The sequence below is a fragment of the Sporosarcina koreensis genome (genome assembly GCF_042655825.1).
GTDB classification, from domain to species: Bacteria; Bacillota; Bacilli; order Bacillales_A; family Planococcaceae; genus Sporosarcina; species Sporosarcina koreensis.
On record NZ_JBHSNP010000011.1, the window covers coordinates 201,673 to 218,865 of the forward strand.

16 protein-coding genes are annotated in these 17,193 nt (G+C 45.9%); all 16 read left to right on the top strand.

All coding sequences use genetic code 11. The features are described 5' to 3' along the window. The first annotated feature begins 11 nt into the window (after window positions 1-11). The 16 genes from ACFPTP_RS07595 to ACFPTP_RS07670 all read left to right on the top strand — a co-directional run bounded on the left by ACFPTP_RS07595 (window position 12) and on the right by ACFPTP_RS07670 (window position 16,967). Window positions 12-482 carry a chemotaxis protein CheW gene (locus ACFPTP_RS07595; RefSeq protein WP_381443374.1) on the top strand — a complete coding sequence of 157 codons (471 nt, stop codon included), beginning with the start codon at window positions 12-14 and terminating at the stop codon, window positions 480-482. Beyond that, window positions 472-1,104: a chemotaxis protein CheC gene (locus tag ACFPTP_RS07600; RefSeq protein ID WP_381443375.1), complete on the top strand. Its 633-nt coding sequence runs from the start codon at window positions 472-474 to the stop codon at window positions 1,102-1,104. The genes ACFPTP_RS07595 and ACFPTP_RS07600 overlap by 11 nt, the downstream gene beginning before the upstream one ends. Next, complete coding sequence (locus ACFPTP_RS07605; RefSeq protein WP_381443376.1) at window positions 1,105-1,599, top strand: chemotaxis protein CheD; 495 nt, start codon at window positions 1,105-1,107, stop codon at window positions 1,597-1,599. It abuts the gene before it with no gap. Window positions 1,600-1,731: 132 nt separating this feature from the next. Next, window positions 1,732-2,514: a FliA/WhiG family RNA polymerase sigma factor gene (locus tag ACFPTP_RS07610; protein ID WP_381443377.1), complete on the top strand. Its 783-nt coding sequence runs from the start codon at window positions 1,732-1,734 to the stop codon at window positions 2,512-2,514. Further along, window positions 2,511-2,813 (top strand): RNA polymerase subunit sigma, encoded by a 303-nt coding sequence (locus ACFPTP_RS07615; RefSeq protein ID WP_381443378.1) that lies wholly within the window; start codon window positions 2,511-2,513, stop codon window positions 2,811-2,813. The genes ACFPTP_RS07610 and ACFPTP_RS07615 overlap by 4 nt, the downstream gene beginning before the upstream one ends. A gap of 5 nt (window positions 2,814-2,818) precedes the next feature. After that, entirely contained in the window at window positions 2,819-3,334 is a 516-nt protein-coding gene (locus ACFPTP_RS07620; RefSeq protein WP_381443379.1) for a hypothetical protein, read from the top strand. 144 nt (window positions 3,335-3,478) lie between these two features. Continuing rightward, a complete protein-coding gene (gene rpsB, locus ACFPTP_RS07625; protein ID WP_251624024.1) occupies window positions 3,479-4,210 on the top strand; it encodes a 30S ribosomal protein S2 in 732 nt (243 codons plus the stop codon). Window positions 4,211-4,303: 93 nt separating this feature from the next. Beyond that, window positions 4,304-5,188: a translation elongation factor Ts gene (tsf, locus tag ACFPTP_RS07630; RefSeq protein ID WP_381443380.1), complete on the top strand. Its 885-nt coding sequence runs from the start codon at window positions 4,304-4,306 to the stop codon at window positions 5,186-5,188. 78 nt (window positions 5,189-5,266) lie between these two features. Then, window positions 5,267-5,992, top strand: a complete 726-nt coding sequence (gene pyrH / locus ACFPTP_RS07635; protein WP_252503580.1) for a UMP kinase — start codon at window positions 5,267-5,269, stop codon at window positions 5,990-5,992. Beyond that, entirely contained in the window at window positions 5,993-6,550 is a 558-nt protein-coding gene (gene frr / locus ACFPTP_RS07640; protein WP_381443381.1) for a ribosome recycling factor, read from the top strand. Between the two features lie 222 nt (window positions 6,551-6,772). Beyond that, on the top strand, window positions 6,773-7,567 hold the full coding sequence (locus ACFPTP_RS07645) for an isoprenyl transferase (RefSeq protein WP_381443382.1): 795 nt from the start codon (window positions 6,773-6,775) through the stop codon (window positions 7,565-7,567). Further along, the gene (locus tag ACFPTP_RS07650; protein WP_381443383.1) at window positions 7,564-8,358 is read left to right on the top strand and encodes a phosphatidate cytidylyltransferase; all 795 of its coding nucleotides are present in this window, start codon (window positions 7,564-7,566) and stop codon (window positions 8,356-8,358) included. The genes ACFPTP_RS07645 and ACFPTP_RS07650 overlap by 4 nt, the downstream gene beginning before the upstream one ends. A gap of 22 nt (window positions 8,359-8,380) precedes the next feature. After that, window positions 8,381-9,529, top strand: coding sequence for a 1-deoxy-D-xylulose-5-phosphate reductoisomerase (locus tag ACFPTP_RS07655; RefSeq protein WP_381443384.1), 1,149 nt, complete (start codon window positions 8,381-8,383; stop codon window positions 9,527-9,529). A gap of 44 nt (window positions 9,530-9,573) precedes the next feature. Then, on the top strand, window positions 9,574-10,833 hold the full coding sequence (gene rseP, locus ACFPTP_RS07660; protein ID WP_381443386.1) for an RIP metalloprotease RseP: 1,260 nt from the start codon (window positions 9,574-9,576) through the stop codon (window positions 10,831-10,833). A gap of 40 nt (window positions 10,834-10,873) precedes the next feature. Then, window positions 10,874-12,574 carry a proline--tRNA ligase gene (locus ACFPTP_RS07665; RefSeq protein ID WP_381443387.1) on the top strand — a complete coding sequence of 567 codons (1,701 nt, stop codon included), beginning with the start codon at window positions 10,874-10,876 and terminating at the stop codon, window positions 12,572-12,574. A gap of 76 nt (window positions 12,575-12,650) precedes the next feature. Then, on the top strand, window positions 12,651-16,967 hold the full coding sequence (locus ACFPTP_RS07670; protein ID WP_381443389.1) for a PolC-type DNA polymerase III: 4,317 nt from the start codon (window positions 12,651-12,653) through the stop codon (window positions 16,965-16,967). Window positions 16,968-17,193 lie beyond the last annotated feature (226 nt).

Genomic DNA, 17,193 nt, shown 5'->3' on the forward strand with positions numbered 1-17,193 from the left:
AGGGGAAATCAATGGCTGAGGTAATTGAAAGCAGTAAAGAAATGAAAGTGATCGTATTCCAGTTGATGGAGAAGGAATATGCGGTTGGTGTCGACGTCGTCGAGTCGATTGAAAAACTCATATCGATTACGAGAGTTCCGAAAACACCTTCCTATATAAAAGGCGTCATTAATTTAAGGGGAGTCGTCACTCCGATTGTCGATCTACGTGAGCGTTTCGGTATGGAATTGAAACCTCTCGATGACAGCAGCAGAATCATCATCGTTTCGTTGGAGGAATTTGAAGTGGGACTAATCGTCGATTCAGCGAATGATGTGATCGATATTCCGGTCGGATCGATCGAGCCGCAGCCGGAAGTTGTCGGATCCATCGAATCTGAATTCATTTCGGGGGTTGCCAAGGTCGGTAAACGGCTATTGGTCATGTTGAATCTTGAAAAAGTGCTCCAGCCCGTGAAAAGGGTGACGACAGATGAGGTCTGATCACCAGATTACCGATATGCATTTGGATGTTCTGAAAGAGATCGGCAATATCGGGGCTGCCCATGCGGCAACTTCCCTTTCACAATTGCTGGGTAGGAAGATCGATATGCTCGTCCCGAAAGTTTCGCTTGTGTCCTTCGATGAAATGTTTGAATTGGCAGGGGGAGCAGAGCGGATTGTGGCGGGTATATACTTAAGGATCCAAGGGGATCTGTCCGGAAGCATGTTCTTTGTCTTGCCAATCGATTCCGCAAATGAATTCATAAGAAGATTGATCGGTGATGAAATGTTCGACTTCTATGCAGTTCCAATTCCGGAGATGGGCATTTCAGCAATGCAGGAACTCGGCAATATTTTGTCAGGTTCTTATTTGTCCGCTTTGTCTGATTTCACCGGATTGAAAGTCCATCCGACCGTTCCATCGCTAAGTGTTGATATGGTAGGGGCGATAGTCAGTTTCGGCCTCATAGAAGTGTCACATTATAGCGATGAAGTCATCGTCATTGATACGCGTATCGAGGAAGAAGGCGAAGACGGGAATTCAAGTGTCGACGGTCATTTCTTTCTGCTTCCTGATCCCGAATCATATATCACGATTTTCCGGTCGTTAGGTGTGCTGTAAATGAGTACGATAAAGACTGTTGTCAGAGTCGGCATCGCCGACATGAATATCGTCCATGCGCCGGATTCCATCCGGACATCAGGTTTAGGGTCATGCGTCGGAGTCGTGTTATATGACGAGACGAAGAAGATTGCGGGACTGCTTCATGTCATGCTTCCTGATTCGAGTCTTGGAAGATCTGACAATTTGAATGCTGCAAAATTTGCAGACACCGGCATCTATTCGCTGATGGAAATGCTGAAGGCGCAAGGGGTTCGCCCTTTATCATTAAAAGCCAAAATCGCTGGGGGATCCCAAATGTTTCAATTTGGATCCAGCGATTCCATCCGTATTGGCCCCCGAAATGTCGAAGCTGTCAAAAATGAGCTTGCTCGACTATCAATTCCGATCATAGCGGAAGATACTGGTGGTTCCAGTGGGCGGACGATCGAGTTCGACCCTATGACTAGCACTTTGAGCATCCGGACGGTCAATTTAGGAACGAAGGAAATTTGAGGCGGTTTCCAATGGAATAGACGTACCAGAGCGACTGAACGGTTCAGTCGCTATTTTTTGTCGAAATTTGCTATAATAGAATTCAAATAATCAATTTTTTTATCGGAAACATCATGGAAGGTGAGGGATTCGATGTCCAAAGAGGATCTGACGGAAGAAGATGCAAGTTGGAAACTATGGTTGAATGATCGGGATCCCGATGCCGGCGATAGACTTGTCCGGAAGTATACTCCTCTCGTCAATTACCATGTGCAGCGAATTGGCTCAGGCCTGCCGCGGAATGTTTCGAGGGATGAAATCATGAGCCTTGGACTTCAAGGACTTTTTGATGCTTTGACGAAATTCGATCCGGGAAGGGACTTGAAATTTGATACATATGCTTCCTTCAGGATCCGCGGATCGATTATCGACGGACTGCGAAAGGAAGACTGGTTGCCCCGTTCGTCCCGTGAAAGATCGAAAAGGCTTGAAGAAGAGATTTCAAAGTTGGAGCAGAAACTGCTGCGCCATGCCGCCCCTGAAGAAATAGCGGACCATCTTGGCATTTCGGTTGAAGAGGTCTATCAGACAGTGCATGAACACTACTTCTCAAATGTGCTCTCCATGGATGAGCGTATGAACGATGATGAGGAGGAAGGGCAGAAGTCTTTTATAATAAAGGACGACCATGAGCGCACGCCTGAACAGCAGATTGTCATGGGAGAGCTTGTTGGTGATTTGGCCATGAAAATCAAAGAACTGAATCATAATGAACAATTGGTTTTGAATCTATTCTACACAGATGAAATGACATTGACGGAAATAGGGGAAATCCTGAACTTATCGACGTCCAGAATTTCACAGATCCATTCGAAGGCGTTATTCAAACTGCGAAAGTTATTGTTGCCCGAAATTGTCGACGGAGGGATTTTATGAGCCTGAAAGGAATCGAACTCCAAATTGCCATCCCTAAAACGTTCGAAGCAGGAAAGATGGCAGAACAAAAACAACAGCAATCGCAGCTTAATCAGGATCAGGCACAGCTGCAAAATGAAAAAGAGGCATTGAAAAACAGGGAAAGCGTCCGGCATTCCGAGAAATATGCCAAAACGGATAAAGATTCAAAAGGGAAAAGTCAGGACAATGAACGGAACGAAAAGGAACGCCAACATAACGAAGAGGAAAAGAAGACGAAGCACCCTTACAAGGGGTCGTTTGTCGACTTTACAGGATGATTAGCATGCAAATGGCATTTTTATTATTTTTATTCATTTTACAAGTGGTCGGGTTTTATTTCATGGCGTTGCTTTATATGAAAGTTTCCAAATTCAACAATCTGGAGAAGAAGCAGCAGAGACTGATGGCGGAAATGGATGATGCAATTGGCGCATACTTATCCGAATTGAAGGAGGAAAACGAACGGCTCATCAGCATCATCGAAAAACGGGAGAAAAATGACCTTCTTGAGAAACACTCACCTGAAGCCCGTCGATATGCAGAACCTGAACGGCAGTCAGAGACGAAGACGTTTTCCATCAAACCACCAAGCTATCCAGTGAAAGCCGCGATGAAATCCTACCAGACGGCCCCCGCTCTGAAAAAGAGCAACATGATCGAACCGGAAACGAATGCATCCGAATTGGATGATCGGACTCTCGCCATCCGGATGCATGATGACGGAAAGCCGATCGAAGAAATCGCAAAAAGGCTAGGCAAAGGGAAAACGGAAGTGGAATTGCTGCTTAAATTCAGATGAAGTGAGTTGCAATCGGATTGTCGGTATGGTATATTAGCAAATGGTGTTACTACACACGTATGTGGAGGATGGGAAAAGGTGCCGCAAGGTCGTTCCGTCGCATGAAACATACGGAGGAATATAACCAAATTGGAGGAAAAACAAATGTCAGTAATCTCAATGAAACAACTGCTTGAAGCAGGGGTACATTTCGGACACCAAACTCGTCGTTGGAACCCGAAAATGAAAAAGTATATTTTCGTTGAACGTAACGGAATCTACATCATCGATCTTCAAAAGACGGTGAAAAAACTAGAAGAAGCTTATGACTTCATGCGTCAAGTAGGTGCAGACGGCGGAAAAGTTCTTTTCGTCGGTACGAAGAAACAAGCACAAGACGCTATCAAAGAAGAAGCTGAGCGCGCAGGAATGTACTACATCAACCAACGTTGGCTTGGTGGTACACTTACAAACTTCGGTACGATCCAAAAACGTGTTGCACGTATGAAAAAGATCGAAACGATGGAAGAGGACGGTACATTTGACGTACTTCCTAAGAAAGAAGTTTCTGAACTAAGAAAAGAACACGATCGTCTTGTGAAATTCCTTGGCGGTATCCGTGATATGAAATCATTGCCTGACGTCATCTTCGTTGTTGACCCACGTAAAGAGCGCATCGCTGTGGCTGAGGCAATCAAATTGAACATTCCACTTGTCGGTATTGTTGATACGAACTGTGATCCGGATGAAATCGACTATGTCATCCCAGCGAATGACGATGCAATCCGTGCGGTTCGTCTACTTACTAGCAAAATGGCAGATGCATTGATCGAATCAAGACAAGGCGCTGATGAAGAAGTATCTGAAGAAGCGACTGAAACGGCGGCTGCAGAGTAATATTAGTGATAGAACAGACGATAAGCGGCCAACCCCCTTATCGTCTTTTTTACAGATTGTCGTCTCAAATCACCTAAACAGGAGGAACTTACAATGGCAATTACAGCACAAATGGTAAAAGAACTGCGTGAAAAAACTGGCGCAGGTATGATGGACTGCAAAAAAGCACTTACTGAAGTAAATGGTGATATGGATGCAGCGGTAGACTTCCTTCGTGAAAAAGGTCTATCAAGCGCAGCTAAAAAAGCTGACCGCATCGCTGCTGAAGGTACAACGGACATTATCGTAAACGGTAACGACGCTGTCATCTTCGAAGTGAACGCTGAAACGGACTTCGTTGCGAAAAATGAAGCGTTCCAAGCGCTTGTTAAAGAGCTTGGTGAGCACCTTCTAGCAACAAAACCGGCAACAATCGAAGAAGCAACTGAATCAAAAATGGAAAACGGCCTAACAGTCGCTGACCATATCTCGAATGCAGTCGCTAAAATCGGTGAGAAGATCACTCTCCGCCGCTTTGAAATCAAAACAAAAACAGACAACGATGCATTCGGACCTTACCTTCACATGGGCGGCCGCATTGCGGTGTTGACTATCTTGGAAGGTTCTACTGACTCCGATGCTGCGAAAGATGTAGCGATGCACATTGCTGCTATGAACCCGAAATACATTTCACGTGATGAAGTGTCCGAGGAAGAAGTAGAGCGCGAGCGTAAAGTCCTTACTGAGCAAGCGTTGAACGAAGGCAAGCCTGAAAACATCGTTGCGAAGATGGTTGAAGGCCGTCTTGGAAAATACTTCGAAGAAATTTGTGTTCTTGACCAAGCATTCGTTAAAAACTCCGATCAAAAAGTCCGCGATTTCGTTAAATCGACTGGTGGAACGTTGAAAGAATTTGTTCGCTTTGCAGTTGGTGAAGGAATCGAAAAACGCGAAGACAACTTTGCTGATGAAGTCATGAGCCAAGTTAAAGGCAACTGAGCAGATATAAAGATCAATTAGGGGACACAACTTTGTGTTCCCTATTTTTCGAGAAAACACAGTAGACGGAGGGTACATATGGGCGTCCCAAAATATAAAAGAATTGTCTTGAAGCTTAGCGGCGAGGCACTTGCGGGTGAAAAAGGCTACGGTCTATCACCGGCAATCATCAAAACTGTCGCAGAACAAGTGAAAGAAGTTGTCGACCTTGGTGTGGAAGTTGCGGTCGTAGTTGGTGGAGGAAACATTTGGCGAGGTAAAGTCGGAAGCGAGATGGGCATGGACAGAACAACCGCCGATTATATGGGCATGCTCGCCACAGTCATGAATTCATTGGCTCTTCAGGACGCTCTGGAAAAACTAGACGTCGAAACACGTGTATCATCATCGATTGATATGAGGCAAGTGGCTGAACCGTATATCCGCCGGAAAGCGATCCGCCATCTGGAGAAAAAGCGTGTCGTCATCTTTGCTGCTGGCACAGGGAACCCTTATTTCTCAACAGATACGACAGCTGCACTTAGAGCCGCGGAAATCGAAGCAGATGTCATCTTAATGGCTAAAAATAATGTTGACGGTGTCTATTCAGCAGATCCATTAAAAGATGAGAATGCAGTGAAATATACGGAATTGACATACTTGGAGGTAATCAGCCAAGGACTCGAAGTCATGGATTCCACTGCTTCAACCCTATGTATGGACAACGATATCCCTCTCGTAGTATTCTCAATTATGGATAATGGAAATATTAAAAAGGCCGTGCTTGGTGAACCAATCGGTACGGTTGTGAGGAGGAATGGGTAAATGCCGAAAGCGGTAATGGATCAAACGAAAGACAGAATGGAAAAAGCGATCGGGTCTTTCACAAGACAGCTGGCTTCCATCCGTGCAGGACGTGCGAACGCTTCATTGTTGGATCGGATTTCAGTACTTTATTACGGAGCTCCGACGCCGTTAAACCAAATGGCAGGCATTTCTGTGCCAGAGGCGAGACTAATGGTCATCCAGCCATATGATAAAACGACTTTGGGTGATATTGAAAAGGCGATATTGAAATCGGATATCGGTATCACTCCTTCCAACGATGGATCGGTCATCCGTTTGGCAGTCCCTGCTTTAACGGAAGAACGACGCAAGGAATTGGTGAAAGAAGTCAAAAAAGAAGCGGAAGACTCCAAAATTGCAATCCGCAACGTACGCCGGGATGCGAATGACGAGTTGAAGAAGCTTGAAAAGAACGGGGATATCACAGAGGATGAACTCCGCCGTGAAGGTGAGGAAATCCAAAAACTGACTGATTCCTATATCGTCAAAATCGATGAGATTGCCAAAGAAAAAGAAAACGAAATCATGGAAATCTGATCGAAGAACTTTCTATACACTGGGGCGTCCTACTTTCAGGACGCCTTTTTTTCTGACCGTATTTCATTCGTTCCCCCGAATGATAAATATTTCACCACAAGGTTAGCATAATCTAAAAGAGCCTTACCTGTAATTTTTAACTGTTTTAAATGAAATTTATCGGCTGATTTGTTACGATAGACTAGGAACTTGCTCAAAAAGCAGGCGAGTGGAGGAAACGAAATGCTAGATAAACTGTTACGGAAAAAAACTGTAGAGAACCAACCATCAATTTCCGACAGGCTTACAAAAGTCAAAAGTAGAACTATACCTTCACACGTCGCCATCATCATGGATGGGAACGGCAGATGGGCAAGACGACGCAACTTACCGCGGATTGCCGGACATCATGAAGGGATGAAAACCGTCCGGAAAATCACCCGGATTGCAAATGACATTGGCATCAAAGTACTGACATTATACGCATTTTCAACAGAAAACTGGAAACGGCCCAAAATGGAAATTGAATTCCTTATGAAACTGCCTGGAGAATTTCTCACGACGTACTTGCCCGAATTGATCGAGCAAAACGTCAGAGTTGAAATGATCGGCAATTTCGATGCGTTGCCGCTGCATACGAAAGAAGCGATTGTGAAAGCGATTGAGGCGACATCGAACAACGACGGGCTCGTCCTGAATTTTGCAATGAACTATGGCAGCCGTCTTGAAATGGTGAAGGCAGTGAAAGAAATCGCAAAATTGGCCGTCGACAATCAAATAGCAATTGATGAGATTGACGAATCATTAATCGAATCTCGTCTCATGACATCCCATTTACCTGAACCCGATCTGCTAATCCGGACGAGTGGGGAAGTGCGATTGTCGAATTTCATGCTTTGGCAGCTAGCTTATTCGGAGTTTTCCTTTACAGAAGTTCTCTGGCCGGACTTCGATGAATCATGCATGTTAAGTGCTATCGAGGAATTCCAAATGCGCAACCGAAGATTTGGAAGTGTGGAAGGAGATAAAGAAGTTTGAAACAGAGAATACTAACAGCGATCGCTGCATTGGCTATATTTTTCCCGCTAGTCATTATCGGCGGGCTCCCATTTACAATCGCGATTTATATCATAGCTTCAGTGGGGTTGTATGAATTGCTGCGCATGAAGGATATTCGGATAATTTCTTTCGAAGGCATTCTCGTCTGGATTGCACTGGCCATTTTATTAATGCCGTCAAGATGGACTGTGGAAGTCCAACAGTGGGTTGGCTATACGAAAATTGAAATGATATTTGCACTTATTCTTATCTTACTGATTTATACCGTCATCTCTAAAAACCGTTTTACATTTGACCATGCGGCGTTCACTGCATTCAGTGCATTATACGTCGGCATCGGATTTTATTATTTGATTGAAACTCGTTTTTATGGGTTTGAATACGTTTTTTATGCACTTTTAGTCATTTGGACGACGGACTCGGGTGCATATTTCGTGGGAAGAAAGATTGGTAATCGGAAGCTTTGGCCGGACATATCCCCGAATAAGACAGTGGAAGGATTCGTCGGTGGAATCGTCTTTGCCGTCTTGTTTGCATGTGTGTTCCAAATCTTTTACCCGATAGCGCCTTCTTATTTGATGTTGGTCATTGTTACGATCATCGCCTCGATTGTCGGACAGTTGGGGGATTTGGTCGAGTCGGCGTTGAAGAGGCATTTCGGGGTGAAAGATTCCGGGAATCTTTTGCCGGGACATGGAGGAATTCTTGATCGATTCGATAGTCTCCTTTTCGTGTTGCCGCTCATTCATTTTTTACACCTAGTCGGTTAATGGAAAGGAAGTTAATCATATTATGACGAAGAAAATAAGTCTGCTCGGTGCCACGGGATCAATCGGCACACAGACTCTCGATATTATTCAATCAAACAAAGAGCAATTCAAGCTAGTATCTTTTTCAGCTGGGATGAATATACCGAAAGTGAAGGAAATCACTGCACAATTCGGCCCGGAAATCGTATCTGTCATGCAGAAAGAAGATGCGGATGCTTTGCAAGCTGAATTTCCGGGAACACGATTCGTGTATGGCAACGAAGGCCTCATTGAAGTGGCGGCCCATGCGCGTGCAGACATGCTTGTCAACGCGGTCATCGGCAGTGTCGGACTTGAACCGACAATGGAAGCGATCCGGGAAGGCATCACGATAGCCATTGCAAACAAAGAGACGCTCGTAGCTGCAGGAGATATCGTCATGGAGGAAGCAAGAAAGAGGAATGTTGCGCTTCTGCCAGTCGACAGTGAGCATTCGGCGCTCTTCCAATCGTTGAATGGGGAAAATCCGAAACGGATCTCCCGGCTTGTTCTGACGGCTTCCGGAGGCAGTTTCAGGGATTTGTCAAGGGATCAACTGCAGGGCGTGACTGTTGAACAGGCGTTAGCTCATCCGAACTGGTCCATGGGAAATAAACTGACGATCGATTCCGCCACAATGATGAACAAAGGGCTTGAAGTGATCGAGGCGCATCATTTATTCGATATGCCATATGACAAGATCGATTGCTTATTGCACAAAGAAAGCATCATTCATTCAATGGTGGAATTTGAAGACACAAGTGTAATGGCGCAATTGGGATCTCCGGATATGCGGGTTCCGATCCAGTATGCAATGACATATCCGGATCGGATTCCAATGCAAAACGCCAAGCCGCTGCGACTTGAGGAAATTGGAATGCTCAACTTCGAAAAGATGGATTTTGAACGGTTCAAAGCACTTGCCCTCGCTTATGAGGCAGGCAGGCAAGGCGGTACGATGCCGACAGTGATGAATGCTGCGAACGAAGTCGCGGTCCAATTGTTCATGAAAGGCAGAATACCTTTCCTTCAAATCGAAGAAATTGTTGAACGGATGATGGACAATCATCAGTCGATCTCTTCACCAGATTTAGAAACGATTTTAGAAACCGATTCAATCACCCGTAAAATGGTGTATGATATGGTGAAATGAGTAATTCATAAATCGGCCGATTGGGCCAGTTAAGGTGGTTTTTTATGGAAACCGTTATTGCGTTTATAATAATTTTTGGCTCTCTCGTCTTTTTTCATGAATTAGGACATTTCCTATTTGCTAAAAAGGCCGGAATTATGGTGCGCGAATTCGCAATCGGAATGGGACCGAAAATACTAGCACTTCGTAAAAAGGAGACACTTTACACAATCCGAATCCTTCCGATTGGCGGCTATGTCAGGATGGCTGGCGAGGATTTCGATACCGTTGAATTACAACCCGGATATCGCGTCGGTGTCATACTGAATAACAACGACGAAATCGAAAAGATCTATTTGAACCGTGATGTTTCCAATCCGAATGTTTTATTTTTGGAAACGGAATCCGCCGATTTAAGCAAAGACCTGTTCATCGAAGGATATGACGAAGATGGGAATCTCGTGAGATATAATGTTTCCCGTAATGCTGTCATTTATGAAAAAGGACAGGAGACGTTGATTGCGCCTTACGATCGACAATTCGATTCCAAGTCGTTGGGAAGTCGGGCAATGGCGATTTTTGCCGGTCCATTATTCAACTTCATCCTCGCATTCTTCATCTTCTTGGCGATCGGCCTATTGCATGGCATCCCTACAAACGAGCCTATTATTAAGGAAGTCATCAGTGACAGTCCTGCTTATGCTGCGGGAATGGAGGCAGGGGACTTCGTCAAGGAAGTCGATGGAAAGCCAATGGAAACTTGGCAAGAGTTCACCGAAACGATACAGGCAAATCCCGAAAACCGTCTTCAGATGAAGGTGGAAAGGAACGGAGAAATGGTGACGCTCGCGGTCGTACCTGAGAAAATGGTCGAGGCTGGCAGGGAATATGGACAAATCGGCGTCATGTATGAAAGCCCATTGGAAAAGAATGCGTTAAAAGCATTTGCGTTCGGAGCGGAGCAGACATATAGCTGGATGAAGAGGATATTCGAACTTCTCGGCATGCTCGTTACAGGCAAGTTTACAATTGACGCATTAAGCGGACCTGTCGGCATCTATAAAGCGACAGAGGAAGTTGCGCAATGGGGTGTGTTCTCCCTGATGAACTGGGCTGCCGTATTGAGCATCAATCTAGGAATCATGAACCTTTTGCCGTTGCCGGCATTGGATGGCGGACGATTGCTTTTCTTCGCATTCGAAGGAGTGCGCGGCAAACCCGTCGACAAACAGAAGGAAGGCATGGTCCATTTCGTCGGCATCATGCTGCTGATGGTCCTAATGCTCATCGTCACCTGGAACGACATCCAACGATTTTTCTTTTGATACAACAGGTTAATTTATAAGAATTCGAGGTGAAATCTTCATGAAACAATCACGGACATTCATCCCGACAATGCGAGAAATCCCGACGGATGCCGATATCCTTTCCCATCAACTTCTACTCCGGGCAGGATACATCCGACAACATATGAGCGGCGTCTATTCCTTCCTTCCACTTGCAAAAAAAGTAATTCGGAAAATCGAAAACATCATCCGTGAAGAGATGGATGCAATAGAAGCCGTTGAAATGTTCATGCCGACATTGCAGCCGTCAAGCCTTTGGAAAGAGACGGGCAGATGGGATTCATACGGTGCCGAACTTTTCAGGCTTAAGGATCGCCATGAACGTCAAATGGTATTAGGGCCTACTCATGAAGAAGTGGTTACATCGCTCATTCGGGATGAAGTGAAATCCTATAAGAAACTGCCGCTTACGGTCTATCAAATCCAGACGAAATTCAGGGATGAGAAACGGCCACGGTTCGGATTACTTCGCGGCAGGGAATTTATCATGAAGGATGCCTATTCATTCCATTCAACTGTAGAGAGTCTGGAAGATAAATATAATGAAATGATGCAGGCGTACTCGAATATCTTTTCGAGGCTCGGCTTGGATTTCCGTGCAGTCATCGCTGACGGCGGAACGATCGGCGGCGAAGGGAGCCATGAGTTCATGGCGCTGTCCGATATCGGGGAAGATACGATCGCTTATAGTGACGCTTCCTCATTTGCTGCCAACATCGAGATGGCAGAAGTGAAAGTTGAGTATGCAAAGTCCAAGGAAACATTGAAAGAGATTGTAAAAGTCGATACTCCGGGAAAAAGGACGATTGCGGAAGTGGCGGACTTCCTGAACGTCGACCCTTCGAAAGTGATCAAGACGCTTATTTTCAAAGCGGACGAGAAGTTGGTTGTCGTACTGGCTCGGGGCGATCATGACATCAACGAAATCAAGCTGAAAAAGGCATTGCAGGCAGATGAAATTAATCTGGCGACTGAAGACGAAATCAAAGAAATGCTTTCTTGCAAAGCTGGTTCCATCGGGCCTGTCAAACTGCCGCTTGATTTGAAGGTTTATGCCGATCACGGTGTCGAATCTATCGTCAACGGTGTATGCGGGGCGAACGAGGATGACTGCCATTTGGTGAATGTTAATCCGGAGCGCGATTTCGCAATTGATCAATATGTGGATTTGCGGTTCATTAACGAAGGCGATCCTTCGCCGGACGGAAACGGGACGATAAGATTTGCCAAAGGAATCGAACTTGGCCATGTCTTTAAATTAGGAACGACGTATAGCGGTCCGATGAAAGCGACATACCTTGATGAATACGGCAAGGCCCAACCGTATATTATGGGATGCTATGGTATTGGTGTTTCTAGGATTTTGGCCGCTGTGGCGGAACAGCATAATGATGCAAATGGATTGAGATTGCCGAAACAGCTTTCTCCGTATGATATACATCTTGTAACGATCAATATGAAGGACGAAGCGCAAACAAAACTGTCCGAAGAGCTCTATCATCTTCTAAAATCATACCGGTATGACATTTTACATGACGACCGTGATGAAAGACCGGGCGTGAAATTCACGGATGCCGATCTTATTGGATTGCCGATTCGTTTGACAATCGGCAAGAGGGCGAGTGAAGGGATCGTTGAGGTGAGATTCAGAGCAACCGGCGAAACAGTTGAGTGGCAAAAAGAAGAAGTGACCGAAAAGCTGCAAGCCTTTTTCGGTTAAGGGTAAGAGAGAGGGGGAGGCCGAATGTTCCGGCACTTCCCTTCTTTTCACTGTACGAAAAGGGGGAGGTATACATATGGATGCAAAAGTGAAACTGCTGACATTGCTACAGCAGATCGGTATGACGGACGATCAAACAATTGCCCATTTCGAACATGGAACATTGGAACGAGTTGATATTCATCGCAAATCGAGAGTATGGCAATTTAATGTGGAACTTGAAAAAACTTTGCCTGTACAAGTCTTTCAGTTATTCCAACAAAGGATGTCGGAGTCCTTTACGTCCATAGCTTCAGTACGCCTTCAATTGAAAGTGCGAACTACAGAAGGGGATCCTGAACTGATTGTCGGTTATTGGCCGCATGTTATTGAAGAAATGAGAGATATGTCTCCTCCGATACGCGAAAGGCTCATCGGGCAAAAGCCTGTCCTCGTTGGCGGGAAAATGACATTGACTTGCGCGAATGACTTTGAACAGCAAACAATGAAAAATAAATATGGGCCGCTCATCGCCGAGGTCTATGAATCATTCGGCTTTCCCTCGATGGCCGTCGAATTTACAATCTCAGAGGAGTCTGACGACAACGAAGCGGAAATGCTTGCATTCATGGCGCAAAAAAAGGCGGAAGAAGAAGAGTATGCGAAGAATGCCTTAGCCAACCTGCAAAAAATGGAAGCGATGAAGAAGGAGAACGGGGATGCAGGGAACAGGCCATTCGTTTTAGGGGTCCCGATCAAGCCGGATGAACCGATCATCGACATTCAGACAATACAAGACGAGGAAAGACGCGTGACGATAGAAGGCTATGTTTTCGATGCGGAAGTAAGGGAATTAAGAAGCGGACGTTCCTTGCTAACGATTAAGGTGACCGATTACACCGATTCGATTCTTGTGAAAATGTTCTCCAGGGATAACGAGGATGCCGAGCTCATGAAAACATTGAAAAAAGGGGCTTGGGTGCGTGCTAGGGGCAGCATCCAGAACGATACATTCGTCCGTGATCTCATTATGATGGCTCAGGACATCATGGAGGTCCCTGCGATAATTAGAAAAGATACTGCTCCTGAGGATCGCAAACGGATCGAATTGCATGCACATACGACGATGAGTCAGATGGATGCGGTGACTTCGGCATCCGCATTAGTCGCACAAGCGGCAAAATGGGGCCATCCTGCAGTTGCAATTACCGACCATGCGAACGTCCAATCGTTTCCGGAAGCCTATTCCGCTGGCAAGAAACATGGCATAAAGGTTCTGTTCGGCTTGGAAGCGAATTTGGTGGACGACGGCGTCCCGATTGTCTATGACGAGCAGCACCGAGAGCTCGAAAACGACACATTCGTTGTATTTGACGTGGAGACGACCGGCCTGTCCGCCGTGTACGACACTATCATCGAGTTGGCGGCGGTCAAAGTTGTCAATGGTGAACTGAAGGAAAGGTTTGAACGGTTTGCCAATCCACATCATCCACTGTCTTCGACAACAACGGAGCTGACGGGCATTACGGATGACATGGTGAAGGACGCACCTGAAGTGTCGGAAGTTATAAAGGACTTCAAGGAATTCATTGGAGATGCAATCCTCGTCGCACATAACGCCTCATTCGATATGGGCTTCTTTTACGAGGCAAGTAAAAAAGCCGGTGTGCATGACAAAAATTACCCGGTGATCGATACGCTGGAGTTGGCACGTTTCCTTTACCCGGAAATGCGGAATCACAGATTGAATACGTTAGCCAAAAAGTTCGATATTGAACTGACACAGCATCACCGTGCGATCTACGATACAGAAGCGACAGCCTATCTGTTCATCCGCCTCATGAAGGAAGCGGCTACGGAAAAAGGAATCGTATACTTGGATGATTTCAATAAAAACATCGGAGAAGGGGATGCCTATAAACGTTCAAGGCCATCCCATTGCACATTACTTGCGACGGATGATGAAGGTTTGAAAAATCTATTCAAACTCGTCTCCATTTCCCATATGAATTACTTTTACAGAGTTCCACGCATCCCTCGTTCTTTATTGATGAAATACCGGAAAGGCCTCCTAGTCGGCTCGGGTTGCGATAAAGGCGAAGTCTTCGAAGGCCTCATGCAGAAGTCTATGGAAGAGGTTGAAGAAATCGCAGGCTTCTATGATTATCTTGAATTGCATCCGAAACCTGCCTATTCCCATTTGATTGAATTGGAATTGATCAGGGACGAATGGAACCTGGAAGATATAATGCGGAAGATGATCAAGCTCGGGAAAAAGGTCGGACTTCCCGTATGTGCTACAGGGAATGTCCACTATATAGACGAGACGGATGCTATGTACCGTCAAGTCCTTGTCCGTTCCCAAGGCGGGGCAAATCCGATGAATCGACACTCCTTGCCTGAAGTCCATTTCCGGACGACAGACGAAATGCTCGAGCACTTCTCATTTTTAGGCCAAGAAGTTGCTGAACAAATCGTCATCGACAATCCACGGGCAGTGGCGGACCGTGTCGGAGAAGTTAAAGTAATCAAAGATGATCTGTATACGCCAACGATTATCGGCGCAGATGATGAGGTTAGGGATCTCACCTATTCAATGGCACGCAGCATTTACGGTGAGCAGCTGCCTGAAATAATCGAAGCACGGATCGAGAAAGAATTGAAATCGATCATCGACAACGGATTTGCGGTCATCTACCTCATTTCACATAAGCTTGTGAAAAAATCATTGGATGATGGATATCTTGTCGGTTCCCGTGGATCGGTTGGTTCTTCCCTCGTCGCAACGATGATGGAAATTACGGAAGTAAACCCGATGCCTCCGCATTATGTTTGCCCATCATGTAAGACGTCCGAGTTCTTTGACGACGGGTCAGTCGGCTCCGGGTTCGACTTGCCGGACAAAGCGTGTACGTCGTGCGGTACGATGTTCAAAAAAGATGGACAAGATATCCCGTTTGAAACATTCCTAGGCTTTAACGGGGATAAAGTTCCGGATATCGACTTGAACTTCAGTGGAGAATACCAAGCACATGCGCATAATTACACGAAAGAGCTTTTTGGTGAGGACTTCGTGTACCGTGCAGGGACGATCGGAACGGTTGCCGAAAAGACGGCATACGGCTATGTCAGGGGCTATATGAATGACAATAACCTGCATTTGCGTGGCGCAGAAATTGACCGGCTCGTGCAAGGCTGCACAGGCGTCAAACGGAATACAGGGCAGCACCCAGGAGGGATCATCGTCGTCCCGGACAATATGGAGATTTTTGATTTCACGCCGATCCAGTTCCCGGCGGATGACACGGCTTCAAGTTGGCGGACGACGCATTTCGACTTCCATTCGATTGATAATAACCTTCTAAAGCTGGACATATTGGGGCATGATGATCCGACGATGATTAAAATGCTTGAAGACCTTTCGGGAATAGATCCGAAAACAATTCCGCCGGATGATGAAGGGGTCATGGCACTATTCAGCGGGACTTCGTCATTAGGTGTTACCGAAGAGCAGATCGATTGCAAAACGGGAACTTTGGGTGTACCGGAATTCGGAACGCGCTTCGTAAGGCAGATGCTTGAGGAAACGAAGCCATCCACATTCTCGGAATTAATCCAGATTTCCGGTCTTTCCCACGGGACAGACGTATGGCTTGGCAATGCCCAAGAACTGATCCAGAATAAAATCTGCCAATTGTCCGATGTGATCGGGTGCCGTGACGATATTATGGTCTACTTGATTTACCAAGGGCTTGAACCTGCGATGGCATTCAAGATCATGGAATCGGTGCGGAAAGGGAAAGGGCTGACGCCGGAATTCGAAGAGGCGATGAAGGCGAACCAAGTGCCAGGATGGTATATCGATTCATGTAAAAAGATAAAGTATATGTTCCCGAAAGCGCACGCCGCCGCTTATGTACTCATGGCGCTGCGGATTGCTTATTTCAAAGTCCACCATCCGATCATGTATTACGCTGCGTACTTCACTGTCCGAGCGACTGATTATGATCTGGCAACAATGACGAAAGGGAATGCCTCCATCCGAGCAAAAATCAAAGAGATCAATGATAAAGGTTTGGAAGCATCGCCGAAAGAAAAGAACTTGCTTACAGTTCTAGAGATTTCTTTGGAAATGTACGAACGTGGCTTTTCATTCGCTAAACCGGATCTCTATAAATCCTCCGCCTCTGAATTTATTATCGATGGAAATCAATTGATACCGCCATTCGATGCGATTCCTTCCCTAGGCACGAACGTCGCCAAAGCGATTGTCGAAGCCCGCGAGGATGGCATTTTCCTATCGAAGGAAGATTTGCAACAACGAGGGAGAGTATCGAAAACGGTTATTGAATATATGGATAACTTGGGCTGCTTGGAAGGAATGCCCGATTCAAACCAACTATCCCTTTTCTGAATGGATGAATTTGCATCGTCTAGACTCCGGGTGGCAAAAAGACTGCCTTAATTTCTGCAAAGACCGCAGAAATACGGCAAATCGAACCCTGCACTGTTCGATTCGCTCGGGTCATAAGTCAGCTCTGCTGTACGGCAAAGTTCGCCGTTTCGCCGATCTGTCTTATGCCTGTCGCGGTTAACCGCCACCCTACGCTTTTGCACATCATTTGCATTGATACCCAGCA